Below are 15,212 nucleotides of genomic sequence, written 5' to 3'. Positions count from 1 at the left end.
CGTCTCCGATCCGCACGCAACCGAAAGGCCTCCATGCCCCGCACGACCGCCTCCGCGCCTCGCACCCGCACCCGCGTGCGCAAGCACTCCTGGGCGCGGGTCCTCCTCCCGGTCGCCCTGATCCTGGTCTGGCTCACGGCCGCATCGTTCGGAGGGCCGCTGTTCGGCAAGGTCGACGAGGTCTCATCGAACGACCAGACCAGCTATCTGCCGGAGAGCGCCGAGGCGACCGAGGTGCAGCAGCTGCTCGGCGAGTTCAACGACACCGATGCGATCCCGGCGATCGCGGTGTTCGTCGGCGACGAGGAGCTCACGCAGGCACAGCTCGATGAGATCTCGGATGCCGTGGTGGATGCCCCCGAGATCGAGGGCGTCGGCGCGGAGGTCTCCCCCGCGCTGGTCTCCGAGGACGGCATGGCCGCGCAGGCGTTCATCCCGGTGCTCAGCGAAGCCGACCTCGGCGAGACGGTGTCCGCGCTCGAGACCGAGCTCTCGGACGCCGCGCCCGCGGGCGTGACCGTGTTCATCACCGGTCCCGCCGGATTCAGCGCCGACCTCGTGGCGGGTTTCGCCGGCATCGACGGACTGCTGCTGGGCGTCGCGCTGCTCGCGGTGCTCGTGATCCTGGTGCTCGTGTACCGGTCTCTCCTGCTTCCGGTCGTCGTGCTGGCGACGAGCCTGTTCGCCCTGTGCGTCGCCCTGCTGACGGTGTGGTGGCTCGCGAAGGCCGAGATCCTGCTGCTGAGCGGACAGACCCAGGGCATCCTGTTCATCCTCGTGATCGGCGCCGCCACGGACTACGCGCTGCTGTTCGTCGCCCGCTTCCGCGAGGAGCTGCGCGCGACGAAGGACACCGGCGCCGCCGTGCTCGGCGCGTGGAAGGGATCCTTCGAACCGATCCTCGCGTCCGGCGGCACCGTGATCGCCGGACTGTTGTGCCTGCTGCTGAGCGATCTGAAGTCCAACAGCACGCTGGGTCCGGTGGCGTCGATCGGCATCGTGTTCGCCATGCTCTCGGCGCTCACCCTGCTGCCCGCCCTGCTGCTCCTGTTCGGTCGAGCGGCGTTCTGGCCGCGCCGTCCCGCGTTCGAGCCGGAGGTCGTCGCGGCCGAGAACGGCATGCCCGCCCAGGGACTCTGGACCCGCCTGGCCGGCCTCATCAGCCGACGCCCGCGCGTGATCTGGATCGTGACGACCCTCGTGCTGCTGGCCGGTGCTGCCGGAGTCACCCAGCTGAACGCGTCGGGAGTCCCGCAGTCGGCTCTCGTGCTCGGCTCGTCCCAGGCGCGGGACGGTCAGGAGGCGCTGGGCGAGCACTTCCCCGGCGGGTCGGGCAGCCCGGCCTACGTCGTCGTGCCGGAGGACGCGCTGCAGGACGCCGCGGACGTGCTGCTCGCGAACAGCGGCGTGGAGTCCGTGTCGGTGACGGCGGCGGACTCCCCGAGCGGCACTGCTCCGGTCACCGAGGACGGCATCCAGCCCGTCGGGGCGCCGGGCGCGCCCGCTCCGGATCCCACGGTGGTCGACGGCGACGTCCTCCTCCAGGCGACGCTCACGGATGCCGCGGATTCGGATGCCGCCGCCGCCACGGTCCGCGAACTGCGCGACGAGTTCGACGGCACCGGCGCTCTCGTCGGCGGGGTCACGGCGACGGCAGTCGACACGAACGACGCGTCGATCCATGACCGCACGCTCATCATCCCCGTGATCCTCGTCGTGATCATGCTGATCCTGATGCTGCTGCTGCGCTCGATCCTGGCGCCGGTGCTGCTGATCCTCACCACGGTGCTGTCGTTCGGAACGGCCATGGGGGTCTCTGCCCTCGTGTTCAACGGGATCTTCCACTTTCCCGGGGCCGATCCGGCGGTGCCCCTGTACGGGTTCGTCTTCCTCGTCGCGCTCGGGATCGACTACAACATCTTCCTCATGACACGGGTGCGCGAGGAGTCGCTGAAGCACGGGACACGGGAGGGCATCCTGCGGGGCCTCGCCATCACCGGAGGAGTCATCACGTCGGCCGGCCTGGTGCTGGCCGCGACGTTCGCGGCGCTCTCGGTGATCCCGATCCTGTTCCTCGTGCAACTCGCGTTCATCGTCGCATTCGGCGTTCTGCTCGACACCTTCGTGGTGCGCTCCCTGCTCGTGCCCGCTCTGACGTACGACATCGGCCGAGCGATCTGGTGGCCCTCGAGACTGTCCCGGGGCGAACGCTGAGCGCTCGCGTCAGACCACGGTCCGCCGACGCGCTCGTGCGCTCCAACGCCCGTCGTCATGGGCGACATCGATGGGATGCCGGAACGCGTCGCTGATCAGTTCCGAGGTGATCGTCTCCGCCACCGGCCCCGCGGCGAGAACCCGACCCTCGGCGATGACCATGGCGTGGGTCGTCGTCTCCGGGAGCTCCTCCAGATGATGCGTCACGAGGATCGAGGCGAGATCGGCCTCGGTGCGGGAGAGGTCGTCGATCGTCTCGAGCAGCTGCTCGCGCGCGGCGACGTCCAGTCCCGTGGTCGGCTCGTCGAGCAGGAGGAGAGACGGATCGGCGGCGAGCGCACGGGCGATGAGCGTCCGGCCCCGCTCGCCCTGCGACATGGTCGGCCAGATGAGCTCGGCGCGATCATGCAGCCCCACCATCGCGAGCAGTTCCGTCGCGCGGCTCCGCTCCGCCGTCGACGGGGACCAGCGGATCGCCTGATCGATGGTTCCGGTGAAGCCGGTGAGCACCACGTCCAGGGCGGTCAGCGGCATGCGGATCGGATGTCGCGGATTGACATGCCCGATGTGCCGTCGCAGCTCCTGCATGTCCACGCGTCCGAGCCGGCGGCCGAGCACGTCGACGGTCCCCGAGGTGGGGTGCGTCTGTGCTCCGCAGAAACCGAGGATCGTGCTCTTGCCTGCACCGTTCGGTCCGAACAGGGCCCAGTGCTCGCCGCGGTGGACGACGAGGTCGATGCCGCGCAGGATGTGCGTGCCGTTGCGCCGGAAGGTGACGGCATCGAGCCGCAGGACCTCGTCGCTCATCGCAGACCCTTCTTCAGCTCGTTCAGGTGCGCTCTGCTCTCGGATGCCGCTGCGCCGGCGTCCCTCGCGGCGACCGCATCGGCGAGCCGCGCGTGGCGCTCCTGGTCGGCGGGCCCGCTGTGGAGCGGCCGGAGGCGCAGCATCTCGACCATGGCCTGCCGCAGGCGCGGCGTGAACCCGTCGAACAGCTCGAGCAGGATCGGATTGTGTGCGGCGGCGATGATGCTGCGATGAAAGGCCGTGTCCGCGTCCACATGCGCCTCGATGCCCTCGGCGTCGTTGTCGCGGCCCGTGAGGGCTCGACGGATCGTGCGCAGGTCGGTCGCCGTTCGACGCTTGGCGGCGAGTGACGCCGCTTCGCTCTCGATGGCGATGCGCGCCTCGATGACGGCGGCGATGTCGGCGCGGCGCAGCACGGCGTCCCAATCCTCGGGGGCGTCCAGCGCGAGGACGTAGACGCCCGACCCCTGCCTCGCGGCGAGAACGCCGCGACCGGCGAGCTGACGGATCGCCTCGCGCACCGTCGAGCGGCCGACTCCCAGCTGCGGGGCGAGTGTCGTCTCCCCCGGCAGCTTCTGCCCGAGCACCCACTCCCCCGAGCGGATGCGGTCGAGCAGGAGATCTGCAGCCTGATCGGCGAGCGGCGTGCGGCGGATCTGAACCATGCGCATCATCCTAACTTGTCAACTTGTCTGAGGAGTTGCTAACGTAGCGCCATGCACATCGGGCTCCTCCTCCTTCGTCGCCACGACGGGTCGTGACCAGACCGGATCCCCGTCGTGGCGTCGTCGCCGACCGGTCGATCCCCTTCGACGTGCCGAGGAATCATGTCCATCGCCTTCCCCACCCTGTCCACACCCGCCGGCGGCGTCCCCGCGTCCGCACCGCACTGGAACCGCCAGCAGCGTTCTCAGATGCCCTCGTACCGATACGCGTCGGTGTTCGATCGCGTCGCCGTGCCGCTGACCGAGCGGACATGGCCGTCGCGACGGCTCACTCACGCACCCCTGTGGGTCCCGGTCGACCTGCGCGACGGCAACCAGGCGCTCGCCGAGCCGATGGACCCGCAGCGCAAGAGACGGTTCTTCGAACTGCTCGTCGCCATGGGCTACAAGGAGATCGAGGTCGGGTACCCCTCGGCATCCCGCACCGACTTCGACTTCGTCCGGCTCATCGCCGAGTCGGACCTCGCCCCCGAGGATGTCACGATCGTCGTCTTCACGGCCGCCCGCCGCGATCTCATCGAGCAGACGGTCGCGTCCATCCGCGGCATCCGCAACCCCGTGGTCATCCACGTGTACACGGCGACGGCACCGACCTGGCGAGACGTCGTGCTCGGGCGAGACCGCGAGGAGCTCAAGAGACTGATCCTGGATGCCGGCCGCGACGTGCTCGCGCTCGCGGGCGATCTCCCGCATGTCCGGTTCCAGTTCTCCCCGGAGGTCTTCAACCTCACCGAGCCGGACTACGCCCTCGACGTGTGCGACGCCATGACCACCCTGTGGGATGCCGCTCCCGAGCGCCCGGTGATCCTGAATCTCCCGGCGACCGTGGAGATCGCGACGCCCAATGTGTACGCGGATCAGATCGAGTACATGCACCGCAATCTGGGACGGCGCGACGGCGTCATCCTGTCCGTGCATCCGCACAACGACCGAGGCACCGGCGTCGCCTGCGCCGAGCTGGCGGTGCTGGCCGGAGCCGAGCGCGTCGAGGGGTGCGTGTTCGGCAACGGCGAGCGCACCGGGAACGTGGACATTGCGACCCTCGCGCTGAACCTGCACGCGCAGGGCGTCGACCCCATGATCGATTTCTCGGACATCGACGAGATCCGCCGCACCGTCGAGGAGTGCAACCGCATCGAGGTGCATCCGCGGCATCCCTATGTCGGTGATCTCGTGCACACGGCGTTCAGCGGCACGCACCAGGATGCGATCCGCAAGGGATTCGCCGAGCACCGTGAGCGTGCTGCGGCCGAAGGGACGCCCGAGCGGGAGGCCGCGTGGCTGGTCCCGTACCTGCCGGTCGACCCCGGGGACCTCGGTCGCGACTACGACGCGGTGATCCGGGTGAACTCGCAGTCGGGCAAGGGCGGGATCGCCCACCTGCTCGAGTCCGCGTTCGGGGTGACACTCCCGCGGCGGATGCAGATCGACTTCGCCCGCCACGTGCAGGCGGACGCGGACGCGCATGGCGAGGAGGTGACGGCCGGACGGCTGTGGGCGCTCTTCGAAGCCGCCTATGTCGTGGACGCGGCCCCTCACACGGAACAAGTCCTCACGCGACACGACGTGCGGCCGATCGGCTCCGCGGCGCTGACGGTGATCGAGTTCCGGTCCGCGGACGGCATCCGATGGTGCGCCGTGCGCACGCCGAAACATCCCGGTAACGCCCCCGACGCCGCCGCGCAAAGCCCGGGCGACAGGATGGCTGTGATTCCGCAGCACTGAGGGTTCGTGTGGGTGACACGGACCGGGAACGACCGGAGACGCAATGCCCACCACCCATCGAGTCGCGCTCCTGCACCTGCGCACCCGCAGGCCGCACGCGGCCGGATATCAGGCCGAGCTCGACGCGCTGAACGCGTCGGCGGCGCAGTCCGTAATCCGTCTGGGGTGGGAGCCGATCCTGGTGCCGACCGCGGAGATCGCGACCGCCGAGACCCATGCGGCCGCGCGCCGCGCCGACCTCATCGTCCTCATGGGCGGCGAGGACGTCGATCCGCGGCTGTACGGCGACCGAGTCGAGTACCCGGGTTCCGGACACCACGAGCCGCGTACGGACAGCACGCATATCGCGGTCGTCCTCGAGGCGTTGCAGCAGCGAAAGCCCGTGCTCGGGATCTGCCGCGGACTCCAGGTGATCAACGTCGCGCTCGGTGGAACGCTCGTGCAGCATCTGCCCACCGTGGAACGGCACCGCGGTCGAGGCACGGATCCGTTCGTGCGGTCGCACGTGCGGCTCGAGAACGACGTGGATCTCGCCGGCGACGTGGATGCTGACCTCCCGGTGCTCTGCACGCACCATCAAGCCGTCGACGCGCTGGGGGCGGGGCTGCGCGTCGCCGCTCGCGCGGGCGACGGCGTCGTCGAGGCGGTCGTGCACGAGACCGCGCCGATCACCGGGGTGCAATGGCATCCCGAGCATCCGTCGACCGCCGAGCAGCAGCTCACGCCGCTGCTGCGCCGACTCGAGCGACAGGCGCGGAGGGCACCGGTGCGCGGGACGGCGACCATGGCGCGTCGGGCGTGACGGCGTGCGCTAACGTCGAGGAAGCGCAGCGTGTGCGCAGGTCGGAAGGAAGCCGCGTGACAACGAGCCTGTTCGCATCCGGTTCCGGCTCATGAGCGCGGTCGACGTCGTCGGCACGATCGGCGACCTGCTGTCCTGGATCGGCGTGCTGGCGGGCATCCCGCTGCTGGCGATCGGTCTCATGATCCGCCTGGCCGAGGGGGCGTACGCCCCGGCCTCCGTGACGATCCTCGACGACATCGACGACCGCAGTTTCGCGCTCTGGAGCGTCCAGGGGCGCACCTGCACGCGTCCGCTGAGCGTGCGGGAGCACGCGACGTACGCCGATCGCACGACCGTGCCCGGCTTCGTCTCCACGCGGGATCCGGAGCGCATGCGATTCGAGAAGCGGTCTCCGCCCGTGCGCGTCTGCCTGGTGCTCGCGGCCGTCATGCTCGGCGCCGCGATCCTGGGTTTCCTGGCGTCCTTGCTGCCGCTCGTGGCCTGACGCCGGCCCTGCGGAGCGACCCCGTTCACGGACGCGATAGTGCTCCGCGACGCGGAAATCAAGCCCCTCATGGCGTCTGGCGCGAGCACCGTACGGTGAGTCCTCCGACGAAAGGAATGGCCATGTCCCAGACGGTGCTCGAATCCCCGCAGGACCTCATCCGCTTCCAGCTCCGCACAGCACTGACGATGGAGAACGACTCCCTGGCCGCGCTGAAGGAGCTCGCCGGCGCCGCGAAGTCGACGGATGTGAAGAAGCTGTTCCGGCACCATCAGGAGGAGACCCGGGAGCAGATCGCCAATCTGCAGCAGGTGTTCCGCGTTCTGGAGCTGCCGGAATCGACGGCTCCGTCGCCGAGCACGAAGGGCATCTCGCGCCAGGCCGAATCGCTGATCAAGCGCGCCGCCCCCGCCTTGCGCGATCAGGTCGCACTCGCCTCCGCGCTGGGGAACGAGCACTACGAGATCGCCGCGTACACGTCCCTGATCCTCGCCGTGAACGCACAGAGCACGGAGGCGGCGAAGCTGCTCCAGCAGAATCTCGATCAGGAGACCCACACCAGCGAGGAGCTCCGCACGCGTCTCCAGGCGATGGCAGGCTGAGGACCGGTTCCAGGACGCGGTGTTCTCCGGATTCTCCGAGGCGCACGTCCGGACGGACGACGCGACCATCTTCTGCCGATTCGGCGGCGAAGGACCTGCAGTGATGCTTCTGCACGGCCATCCGCGCACATCGTCCACCTGGCATCGCGTGGCTCCCCTTCTCGTGGACCTCGGGTTCACCGTGATCTGCCCGGACCTTCGGGGGTACGGAGCATCGACTGCGCCACCACCGGCGGCGGATCATTCACAGGCCTCGAAACGCGTGATGGCGAACGACATGCTGCAGGTCGCTCGCGAGCTGGGCCATGGTCGCTTCGACCTCGTCGGGCACGACCGCGGGAGCTATGTCGCCCTTCGACTGGCGCTCGACCATCCGGAGGCGGTGCGACGGCTGGCGCTCGTGGACTGTCTGCCGATCAGCGAGCATCTTCGTCGAGCCGATGACCGCTTCGCCACCGCGTGGTGACACTGGTTCTTCTTCGCGCAGCCGCAGATCCCGGAGCGTGTGATCCTCGCCGATGCTCGAGGACTACCGGGCGGGGCTGACGATCGACAGGGAGCACGAGGACGCCGACCGCGCCGCCGGGCGCAGGATCGCGTCGCCGACCCTCCTCATCTGGTCTCTCCGTGATGACCTCCTGTCGCTGTACGACGATCCGCTCGCCGTCTGGCGCCCTTGGACGATCGCAGAGCCGAAGGAGGCTCGTATCGACAGCGGGCATCACGTGGCCGAGGAGGCCAGCGGGGCGCTCGTCGCAGATCTGAGAGAGTTCCTCTCGCCGGCCGCAGCGCTGCCTCGTTGATCAGGGAGGAAGCGCAGAGGCCCGGCATCGAAGGATGCCGGGCCTGCTGTTGCGGTCAGAACGACTCAGAGTTCGGAGCGCGCCCGGCGCATCCGAAGAAGGGCTGTCCCCAGCGCCACCATGATCGCCGCCGCTGCGACACCGACGTCAGGAAGCGTGGCTCCCGTCGTCGCGAGCCGTCCCTCCGACGGCTCCGAGGCATCCGGCTGCGTCGGCGAGTTCGGCTGCGTCGGCGAGTTCGGCTGGGACGGCGTGCTCGGCTGGGACGGCGTGCTCGGCTCCGTCGGGGTGACGGGCGCCTCCTCGACGGTGACGGTCTGAGCCGGATCATCGATGTCCTCGTGGACGGCGACAGGATCGCCCGTCGCCTCCCCCAGGAACAGACGCTCGAAAGCGACCAGGACCTCACCGGCGAATCCCTCGGGAACCACGAACGACACCTCGACGCTGCCGTCGGGCTCGGTCGGCGTGAACGTCGTCGAGCCCGTGATGCCCGTCGTCGAACCGTCCGCCTTCCGAATGAGCTCACCCGTCAGCGTGTACTCCGTGCCCGGCGTGAGATTCTGGAACGCGACCGTGTCCGTCACCGATCCTCCGCTCCACGGCAGCACCCGATCACCATCAGCCGCGTCCACCAATGACGTCCTGATCGCTGGAACCGGCAATGCCGCCCATTCGACGGTGCCCTGGGCCGTCGTCGTGGTCTCACTCGGCGTGACCAGGATGAGGCTCTGCGCGTGGTCCTCTTCCGTCGGGGTCGTGCCGGCGACGGTGGGGACGGAGATGATGTTCCCCGTGCTGCTCGACCCCCGGGCGCTGACGGTGATGGTGGCAGAGCCCGCTGCGCTCGTGCCTCGCAGGTCGAGGTAGAGCTGCTGCCCGTCGACCACGGCATCCGTGTCGATGGGGTTCCCCACGGCGTCGGTGATCACCGCATCTCCGTCGCTGCTGACCGATACGGTCGACTGGTTGGTCGTGACGGTGAACGGCCCGACCAGGGAATCGGCTGTCTGCGGCGTGGGGGGCGACTCGACGGACGCGGTCACTTCGAAGTCATCGGGACTCAGACCCGAAGAGGCGTTCGCACCGTTGATCAAGTACCAGTACGCATCCGCGGAATCCTGCGTCTCGAAGTCCCAGTTCGCATCGAACGTCAGGTCGGTGTATCGCCAGATGGCATACTGCGTCGCCTCGATCGCGTCGTTGCGGGAGATCTCCGGAACGCCCGCGGCGGTACCGAACTCGTCGAGCGAGAGCGCAGGGTAGCTGTTCGCGAGCACCCACAGGACCTTGCCCTGTACCGTCGGGTCCGTGAAGTAGTTGGTGCCGACGTAGTCCCCTACGTCACCGACCACCCCTGTCGCGCTGGTCCTCGCGTCGACCTGGTTCTCCAGGCAATACGCCCAGAAGAGAGGGTCGCCGTCCTGAGCATCGCCCGGCCACAGCGGGAACACGCCCGTGCCGCCATAGCCCTGCTTGCCGCCGATATAGACCGTGTCCCCCGTCTCGAGATCCACGGCTGGCGCGGCTGTCGCAGCCATCGGGGCAGCAAGTGCACTCAGTGCCACCGCTGCCGCGGCGATCCAGGCCCCGGTTCGGCCCACTCCCCATCGTTTGTTGTTGTCTGTCACCATCACGGCCCTTGTGCTCGGTACTGCTCGACTATGAGATCCGGTGTCGCACGGGATCGTCGCTCCCCCACGCACTCGAAGAGACTCGACGACGGTCAGTTCATTACGCCGATTCCGTCGCCATTCTCGTGTGCGGGGAGCCGGCCGGAGCGACAGGGTGAAGAACCCGCGACCTCTTCGCGAGAGAACAGACGGTGCCCCTGGAGGGACTCGAACCCCCAACCGTTTGCTTAGGACGCAACTGCTCTTCCATTGAGCTACAGAGGCTGGCTCGACCAGTCTACCCAGGCCGGACGAGGTTCCCCCTCGTCCGGTGTCCGCGAACGACTCGGCGGTCACGCCGCAAGCGCGAGATACGGCTCCCACCGCGGATCGCTGCGCTCCGTGCCGCGCACGGTCCAGCTCGTACCTCGCGGAGGGCGCGGCGTGAACCGCAGTTCCCACCCCATCTCCTGCGGAGTCCGGTCGCTCTTGATGTTGTTGCAGCGCAGGCAGCAGGCGACCAGGTTCTCCCAGGAGTCCGCCCCTCCTCGCGAGCGCGGCAGGACGTGGTCGATCGTGGAGGCCGCCTTGCCGCAGTACCCGCAGCGCTGGTTGTCTCGACGGAGCACGCCGCGCCTGGTCACCGGGACACGACGGGTGGAGGGAACCCGCACGTAGCGGCTGAGGATGATGACGACCGGGCGGTCGAACGAGCCGTGGCTGGCCCAGACCGGATCGCCTTCCACGTGCTCGATCACGGTCGCCTTGTCGTTCATGACGAGCACGAGCGCTCTCTTGAAGGACACCACGGCGAGGGGTTCGTATCCGGCGTTCAGCACCAGTGTGCGCATCTTCATCCTCTCGATACGCCGGGACGGCTTCCCGGCACTCTCGACTCACACGAGGCCGCGCGGGCGGAGGAACGCAGGGACGAGAAAAGGCGCCGTCTCTAGAGACAGCGCCTTTCACGCACGGTTGCACCGTGGCATCCCTGCGGGCAATGCCGAAGCACCAGAAGGCCGAGCGCATCCATGGTTCGGATGCCCGGTATTCGGTCCATCAGCCACTCCCGCCTGTGCGACAACGGGATCAGGCTAACCCATCAGCCCGAGTATCGGCGAAACGCCCAGTGAACGCCGAGGGGCGTGTCGATGGCGATCAGGCAGGAGCGCCGTTGGCGTTGAGCCAGCCGATCGGCTCGACGAGCCCTCCGCCGATGCGCACCTCGAAGTGGAGGTGGTTGGCGGTCGAGCGCCCGGTGCTGCCCATGAATCCGATCAGCTGCCCGGCCTGGACGGTCTGCCCCGCCTGGACCTGACGCGAGCCGTAGATCATGTGGCCGTAGAGCGTCGAGACCTGCTGGCCGCCGAGCACGTGGTCGATGACGACACCGACGCCGTAGCCGTAGTAACTGTCCGTCGAGATGCGGACCGTGCCGGCGGCGGCCGCGTAGAGCGGAGTGCCGGCGTCGCCCACCATGTCGGCGCCGTTGTGGCTGCCGCTGAGCGTGCGGCTGACGTAGTACGAGCCGCCGACCGGGTTGCGCACCTGGCCGGATCCCGGAGCGACGAGCGCGACTCCGGCGGTGCTGTACGACGAGGGCGAGGATGAGGCCGCCGCCTTGGCCGCGGCCGCGGCACGCGCCTTGGCGGCCTCCTCGGCCTTCTTCTGCGCGATCTCTTCAGGGGTGGTGGCCGAGTAGTTGCCGCGATCCATGGGTGCGGACGTCGCCTCGGACGCGACGACGAGGGACTGCGCGTCATCCATCGCGACCTGCTGCAGCGTGGTCGCCGCCTCGGTCGTCGGAGTCGTGGACGCATACGCGGGCAGGGCGACCGCGGCGACCAGGGCACCGACCGCGCCGAAGATGGCGATCGATCGCAGTGGCTTCTTCACGGACACCTTGCGCCCGCTTCGACCCGCGCCACGACGGGCGAGGGTGCGCTTTTCGGTTGACTTCTCGGGCGATTCGATGTCTGTGGCCAAGATCAGTGATCCTCCTGCGCCTCGGCGCTCGGGTTGCGCTGGCTCGTCGGCACTCTGCTGTCGGGGCACGTGTGTAGCTCGGGCACTGTGCGTTCTGTTCCCGTGAAGACGACGAGCCGGTGAGGCGATCTTCACGGTCATCGCCTGCGGGCTTCTTCGCGGACGACCTGACCGAGGTTACCGGAAGATAACGATTCTGTCACCCTGCGAACCTGGCAATCATCCGAACCCGGATGCCGCGCATCCGCGACCGGCGGAATCAGGCCTCGTCGCGCACGAGGAAGATGTGCGAAGCGAGCTCGACCGGGAGCTCGAGTCCCTCGTCGCTGCCGTCCATCTGGATCAGCACGTAGCCCTCGTTGTATCGGTACGACCCGCGCGCCCCGGGCACCACGCCCGCACCGCGCAGCTGCTCGAGCAGCTCCGGATCGACCTGCGCGGGCTCGGCGAGGCGGCGCACCGTCCCCTCCGTCGACTCCTCCGCGGCGTTGAGCTTCTGCACGAGACCGATCACGCCCTCATCGAACGTCCGCGCAGGAAGATCGCCGAGCTGGTCGAGCCCGGGGATGGGGTTGCCGTACGGCGATTCGGTCGGGTGGCCGAGCAGCTCGACGAGACGACGCTCGACCTGTTCGCTCATGACGTGCTCCCACCGGCAGGCCTCTTCGTGCACGTACGCCCAGTCGAGCCCGATCACGTCGGACAGCAGGCGCTCGGCCAGCCGGTGCTTGCGCATCACGTCGACGGCCTTGCGGCGCCCGGCGTCCGTCAATTCGAGGGTGCGGTCCTCGGACACGACGACAAGGCCGTCGCGCTCCATGCGGCCCACCGTCTGCGACACCGTCGGACCGGAGTGACCCAGCCGCTCGGAGATCCGCGCGCGCAGCGGCACGATGTTCTCCTCCTCGAGTTCGAGGATGGTGCGGAGATACATCTCCGTGGTGTCGATCAGGTCGGTCATCTGGCCCTCCGAAGGTTCTTAGGCAAGCCTACATTCCTGTTCCGACATCAGCGGCGTCACCGGGGGAAACAGCATGGAGCGCGGGTCCTAGAATCGACCCATGGCGATCGAGATTCCCCGAGACCTCCTGCCCGTCGACGGCCGCTTCGGATGCGGACCGTCCAAGGTGCGCCCCGCGCAGCTCGAGGCACTGGTGTCGTCCGGCGGATCGATCCTCGGCACGTCCCACCGCCAGGCCCCGGTGAAGAACCTCGTCGGCAGCGTCCGAGAGCAGCTCGCCTCGCTCCTGCGCCTTCCGGAGGGCTACGAGATCATCCTCGGCAACGGCGGGTCGACCGCGTTCTGGGATGCCGCGGCGTTCGGCCTGATCCAGAACCGAGCGCAGAACCTCGTGTTCGGCGAGTTCGGCGGCAAGTTCGCCAAGGCCGCGGCAGCGCCGTGGCTGCAGGCGCCGGATGTGCGCAACGCGGAACCCGGATCGCGCACCGCTGCCGAGATCGTGGACGGCGTGGACGTGTACGCCTGGCCTCACAACGAGACCTCCACCGGCGTCGCCGCTCCGGTCGAGCGCGTGGCGGCCGAGGGCGCACTGACGGTCATCGACGCGACGAGCGCTGCCGGCGGCATCGACTTCGACGTCACCCAGGCCGACGTCTACTACTTCGCCCCGCAGAAGAACCTCGGCTCCGACGGCGGGCTCTGGTTCGCCGCGGTGTCACCGGCGGCCATCGAGCGGATCGAGCGGATCGCGGCATCCGGTCGCTACATCCCCGAGTTCCTCAGCCTCAAGAACGCGGTCGACAACTCGCGCCTGAACCAGACGCTGAACACGCCGGCGCTGACCACCCTGCACCTGCTGGACAGCCAGCTGCAGTGGATCAACGGCAACGGCGGACTCGCGTGGGCGGGCGGGCGCACATCCGAATCCTCCCAGGCACTGTACGACTGGGCCGAGGCGTCCGACGTCGCGACGCCGTACGTCGCCGAGGCGGCGCACCGCTCCCCCGTCGTCGCGACGATCGACTTCGACGACAGCATCGACGCGGCAGCGATCGCCAAGACCCTCCGCGCCAACGGCATCGTGGACACCGAGCCCTACCGCAAGCTCGGTCGCAACCAGCTGCGCATCGCGACCTTCGTCTCCATCGAGCCGGATGATGTCCGCCAGCTCATCCGCTCGATCGACTACGTCCTGGAGCACACGCAGGCGTGAGCCTGCGGCGTCCGGATCTCACGCTGCTGATCCCGGGATCGCACTGATCCCGGTTTCGCGCTTCCGATCCGAGCGTCGCGGAATGAGCGGCGTCTGCAGGTAATGGCAGCGCGACGCAGGGCACGAGCCGCACGACACCGGTCACAGCAGCGTGACGCGAGAGCAGCGGATGCCGCAGCGCGCGGCATCCGGGGTCATTCCTCCTCGTCGGAGACTTCGTCCTCGTCGGAGAGCTCGGTCTCATCCTCGTCCGAGAGCTCGTCCTCATCCTCGTCGGGCGCGGAATCGTCGAGCTCGTCGATGTCGACGCCGTCGAGATCGCCGGCGTGCAGGCGCGGCGAGACGGCGTCCTCGTCGAGGTCCAGGTCGTCCTCGACGTCCTCATCGGCCTCGGCGTCCAGATCCAGGTCGTCGTCGAAGTCGTCCTCCGAGTCGGCGTCCTCGTCATCGACGTCCTCTTCGGCGTCGTCGTCCACGACCGCGGCGGATGCCTCGGCGGCCGCCTGCTCGGCGAGCTCCGCCTGGTGCGCACGGTACTCCGCGAGGCGTTCGGCCCACGGCACCCAGTCCGGCGCGAGCAGCGCGCCGTCACCGGGCAGCAGCTCGACCTCGAGCACGGTCGGCTCCTCGTCGTCGACGCGCGCCACGGTCACCGTCCAGTACCAGCCGGGATATCCGGCCAGCCGGTTCTCGAAGCGCAGGGACAGTGAGCCGTCCTCCTCGACCAGGTGACCCGCGGCGGGACCGACGGTCGACGGAGCCGTGATCTCGTGCAGCGCGGAGAGTGCGAGATCACGGGCGTCGATCAGACGCGCATCGGGCTCAGGCGTCGAGGTCATCGGCCACCTTGCGCAGCACGGCCGCGATCTTCCGACCGTGGCTGGAGGACGGATAGCGTCCGCGGCGCAGGTCTCCGCCGATGCCGTCGAGCAGCTTCACGAGGTCCTCGACGATGATCGCCATGTCATCCGCCGGCTTGCGCTTGGCCTTGGACAGGCTCACCGGTGCCTCGAGCACGCGCACGGACAGCGCCTGCAGTCCGCGCTTGCCGTCGGCGACGCCGAACTCGACGCGACTGCCGGCCTTCACCGTCGCTCCTGCGGGGAGAGCGGAGGCGTGCAGGAAGACGTCCTGGCCGTCATCGCTGGCGATGAAGCCGAACCCCTTCTCGTCGTCGTAGAACCTGACCTTGCCGGTGGGCATGGAGAACCTCACTGTGTTGCGATCGGAAATCGGGTGCGCCCCCGCGCACCTCCCTCCAGCCTACCGGGGAA

At 68.8% G+C, this 15,212-nt stretch carries 16 protein-coding genes and 1 tRNA gene; 8 read left to right on the top strand and 9 right to left on the bottom strand.

Features of this window, described 5'->3' with window-relative positions; translation table 11 throughout:
• Positions 1–33 precede the first annotated feature (33 nt).
• Positions 34–2,214 carry an efflux RND transporter permease subunit gene (locus KYX17_RS00820; protein WP_243224655.1) on the top strand — a complete coding sequence of 727 codons (2,181 nt, stop codon included), beginning with the start codon at positions 34–36 and terminating at the stop codon, positions 2,212–2,214.
• A gap of 9 nt (positions 2,215–2,223) precedes the next feature.
• Here KYX17_RS00820 and KYX17_RS00815 read toward each other — a convergent pair whose 3' ends face one another.
• Both KYX17_RS00815 and KYX17_RS00810 read right to left on the bottom strand, forming a co-directional pair.
• Positions 2,224–3,021, bottom strand: coding sequence for an ABC transporter ATP-binding protein (locus tag KYX17_RS00815; RefSeq protein WP_243224654.1), 798 nt, complete (start codon positions 3,019–3,021; stop codon positions 2,224–2,226).
• Positions 3,018–3,686, bottom strand: a complete 669-nt coding sequence (locus KYX17_RS00810; RefSeq protein ID WP_243224653.1) for a FadR/GntR family transcriptional regulator — start codon at positions 3,684–3,686, stop codon at positions 3,018–3,020. The genes KYX17_RS00815 and KYX17_RS00810 overlap by 4 nt, the downstream gene beginning before the upstream one ends.
• A 249-nt stretch (positions 3,687–3,935) precedes the next feature.
• Between KYX17_RS00810 and KYX17_RS00805 the strand changes: the two genes are divergently transcribed.
• From KYX17_RS00805 to KYX17_RS00780, 6 genes are all read left to right on the top strand, one after another.
• The gene (locus KYX17_RS00805) at positions 3,936–5,471 is read left to right on the top strand and encodes a 2-isopropylmalate synthase (RefSeq protein ID WP_374208923.1); all 1,536 of its coding nucleotides are present in this window, start codon (positions 3,936–3,938) and stop codon (positions 5,469–5,471) included.
• 43 nt (positions 5,472–5,514) lie between these two features.
• Positions 5,515–6,273: a gamma-glutamyl-gamma-aminobutyrate hydrolase family protein gene (locus KYX17_RS00800; RefSeq protein ID WP_243224651.1), complete on the top strand. Its 759-nt coding sequence runs from the start codon at positions 5,515–5,517 to the stop codon at positions 6,271–6,273.
• Between the two features lie 91 nt (positions 6,274–6,364).
• On the top strand, positions 6,365–6,760 hold the full coding sequence (locus tag KYX17_RS00795) for a hypothetical protein (RefSeq protein ID WP_243224650.1): 396 nt from the start codon (positions 6,365–6,367) through the stop codon (positions 6,758–6,760).
• Positions 6,761–6,882: 122 nt separating this feature from the next.
• Positions 6,883–7,362, top strand: a complete 480-nt coding sequence (locus KYX17_RS00790; RefSeq protein ID WP_243224649.1) for a ferritin-like domain-containing protein — start codon at positions 6,883–6,885, stop codon at positions 7,360–7,362.
• A gap of 103 nt (positions 7,363–7,465) precedes the next feature.
• Positions 7,466–7,828, top strand: coding sequence for an alpha/beta fold hydrolase (locus KYX17_RS00785; RefSeq protein WP_243226136.1), 363 nt, complete (start codon positions 7,466–7,468; stop codon positions 7,826–7,828).
• 52 nt (positions 7,829–7,880) lie between these two features.
• Complete coding sequence (locus tag KYX17_RS00780) at positions 7,881–8,165, top strand: hypothetical protein (RefSeq protein ID WP_243224648.1); 285 nt, start codon at positions 7,881–7,883, stop codon at positions 8,163–8,165.
• Positions 8,166–8,230: 65 nt separating this feature from the next.
• Here KYX17_RS00780 and KYX17_RS00775 read toward each other — a convergent pair whose 3' ends face one another.
• The 5 genes from KYX17_RS00775 to KYX17_RS00755 form a co-directional block, all read right to left on the bottom strand.
• Positions 8,231–9,706: a VaFE repeat-containing surface-anchored protein gene (locus KYX17_RS00775; protein ID WP_243224647.1), complete on the bottom strand. Its 1,476-nt coding sequence runs from the start codon at positions 9,704–9,706 to the stop codon at positions 8,231–8,233.
• A 285-nt stretch (positions 9,707–9,991) separates the two neighbouring features.
• Positions 9,992–10,063: transfer RNA gene (locus KYX17_RS00770), tRNA-Arg, on the bottom strand.
• A gap of 68 nt (positions 10,064–10,131) precedes the next feature.
• Entirely contained in the window at positions 10,132–10,629 is a 498-nt protein-coding gene (locus tag KYX17_RS00765; RefSeq protein ID WP_243224646.1) for an HNH endonuclease, read from the bottom strand.
• Positions 10,630–10,936: 307 nt separating this feature from the next.
• Positions 10,937–11,674, bottom strand: coding sequence for a M23 family metallopeptidase (locus tag KYX17_RS00760; protein WP_243224645.1), 738 nt, complete (start codon positions 11,672–11,674; stop codon positions 10,937–10,939).
• 349 nt (positions 11,675–12,023) lie between these two features.
• Entirely contained in the window at positions 12,024–12,725 is a 702-nt protein-coding gene (locus KYX17_RS00755; RefSeq protein WP_243224644.1) for a metal-dependent transcriptional regulator, read from the bottom strand.
• Positions 12,726–12,825: 100 nt separating this feature from the next.
• On the opposite strand from KYX17_RS00755, the gene serC reads away from it, so the two are divergent.
• Entirely contained in the window at positions 12,826–13,938 is a 1,113-nt protein-coding gene (gene serC / locus KYX17_RS00750) for a phosphoserine transaminase (protein ID WP_243224643.1), read from the top strand.
• Positions 13,939–14,132: 194 nt separating this feature from the next.
• Here the strand turns inward: serC and KYX17_RS00745 are convergent, their stop codons facing one another.
• A complete protein-coding gene (locus KYX17_RS00745; RefSeq protein ID WP_243224642.1) occupies positions 14,133–14,777 on the bottom strand; it encodes a DUF3027 domain-containing protein in 645 nt (214 codons plus the stop codon).
• On the bottom strand, positions 14,761–15,141 hold the full coding sequence (locus KYX17_RS00740) for a cold-shock protein (RefSeq protein WP_243224641.1): 381 nt from the start codon (positions 15,139–15,141) through the stop codon (positions 14,761–14,763). The genes KYX17_RS00745 and KYX17_RS00740 overlap by 17 nt, the downstream gene beginning before the upstream one ends.
• Positions 15,142–15,212: the final 71 nt, after the last annotated feature.

It is taken from the genome of Microbacterium sp. CIAB417 (assembly GCF_022788845.1).
This window is presented reverse-complemented; position numbering and strand designations above follow the sequence as displayed.